1 protein-coding gene and 1 pseudogene are annotated in these 1741 nt (G+C 71.9%); both read left to right on the top strand.

What is annotated here, in order from left to right; all coding sequences use genetic code 11:
- Nucleotides 1-691, top strand: a pseudogene (mutL, locus tag D183_RS0117845) (DNA mismatch repair endonuclease MutL); the annotation flags it as partial.
- Nucleotides 691-1620, top strand: a complete 930-nt coding sequence (locus tag D183_RS0117840) for a DUF1684 domain-containing protein (RefSeq protein ID WP_017910198.1) — start codon at nt 691-693, stop codon at nt 1618-1620. The pseudogene mutL and the gene D183_RS0117840, both read left to right, overlap by 1 nt.
- The last annotated feature ends 121 nt before the right edge of the window (nt 1621-1741 follow it).

Here is a 1741-nt window from a genome sequence, read left to right as displayed (position 1 = left end):
CGCGGCGCTGTACGCGCCCACCGCCGATGCGGGAAGCGCCGCCGGCCTGCCGCGGCAGACCCAGGACCCGGCGGGCGGCCTGCCGCCGACTGCCGCCGACACCGGCGTGCCGCCGCTCGGCTACGCCATCGCGCAATTGCACGGCATCTACATCCTGGCCGAGAACGCCGACGGCCTGATCGTGGTCGACATGCACGCCGCGCACGAACGCATCGGCTACGAGCGCCTGAAGACCGCGCACGATGGGATCGGCCTGCACGCGCAGCCGCTGCTGGTGCCGATCACCCTGGCAGTCGGCGAACGCGATGCCGACACCGCCGAGCGCGAGGCGGAGACGCTGGCCGCGCTCGGGTTCGAGATCACCCGCAGCGGACCGCAATCGCTGCACGTGCGCAGCATTCCCGCACTGCTGGCGCAGGCCGAGCCGGAGGCCTTGCTGCGCGACGTGCTCACCGACCTGCGCGAACACGGCCACAGCGGTCGTGTCGCCGGCGCGCGCGATGCGCTGCTGTCGACCATGGCCTGCCACGGCGCGGTGCGCGCCAACCGCCGCCTCACCATTCCGGAAATGAACGCACTGCTGCGCGACATGGAAGCCACCGAGCGCTCCGGACAATGCAATCATGGGCGTCCGACCTGGGCACGGTTCACCCTGGGCGAGATCGATCGTTGGTTCCTGCGGGGGCGGTGATGGACAAGCGGATGTGGACGGCGGCGCTGCTGGCGGCGCTCGTCGCCTTGAGTGGCTGCGGCAAGCACGCGCCGGCACCGGCCGCGCCGAAGGCGATGGACGCACGGTTCGTGGCCGATGAGCAGGCTTGGCGCGCGCAGCGCCAGCGCGAACTGCAGGCGCCGGATGGCTGGACCAGCCTGGTCGGCTTGCACTGGCTGGAATTGAAGGAGCACTACATCGGCAGTGGCCCGGACAGCGGCATCCGCCTGGCGGTGGGGCCGGCGCGGATGGCGCTGGTGTCGCAGGCGCAGCGCGAGGTGTACCTGACCCCCGAGCGCGGCGCCGCCTTCAGCGTCGCCGGCGCGCCGGTGCAGGGGCGGATCCGCGTGTACAGCGACCACGATCCGCAGCCGACGGTGATCGACTTCGACGACGGCAAGGGCAAGCTCAGCCTGATCGAACGTGGCGGTCGTTATGCGCTGCGGGTCAAGCACGCCGATGCGCCGACCCGGCTCGGTTTCGCAGGCGTGCCGTACTGGCCGCTGGCCGAATCCTGGCGCGTGCGCGGGCGTTTCGTGCCCAATCCACCGGGCACGACCCTGCCCATCGTCGACATCATCGGCGTCACCACGCCATCGCCGAATCCCGGTGCGCTGGAGTTCGAGCGCGGCGGCAAGCGCTACCGCCTGCAGGCGATCGGCGAACCCGGTCAGCCGCTGTTCGTGGTGTTCGCCGACCGCACCAGCGGTCACGGCAGCTATCCCGCCGGGCGCTTCCTGGACGTGGACCCGCCCGCGGCCGACGGCAGCGTGGTGCTGGATTTCAACCGCGCCTACGACCCACCGTGCGCGTTCACCCCGTTTGCCACCTGTCCGTTGCCGCCGCCGGAGAACCGCCTCGACCTGGCGGTGGATGCCGGCGAGAAGGCCTACGCCGCCGCCCATTGACCCGAGGATGCCGATGACCCCGTTCCCGCGCCTGTTGCGCCGCCTGCTGCTGGGCCTGTCGCTGTGCCTGGTGCTGCCGGCACTGGCCCGCACGCCGCCGCCGGTGGCCGCGACGCCTGTC

This window comes from Xanthomonas sp. SHU 199 (assembly GCF_000364665.1).
Taxonomy (GTDB): domain Bacteria; phylum Pseudomonadota; class Gammaproteobacteria; order Xanthomonadales; family Xanthomonadaceae; genus Xanthomonas_A; species Xanthomonas_A sontii.
Note: the sequence above shows the minus strand (reverse complement) of the source record. Positions and strands in the feature narration are given on the sequence as shown.

Bases quoted from the DNA above. Each gene is read 5' to 3' on its own strand.
- D183_RS0117840 (WP_017910198.1), top strand. From the start codon at position 691: ATGGACAAGCGGATGTGGACGGCGGCGCTGCTGGCGGCGCTCGTCGCC.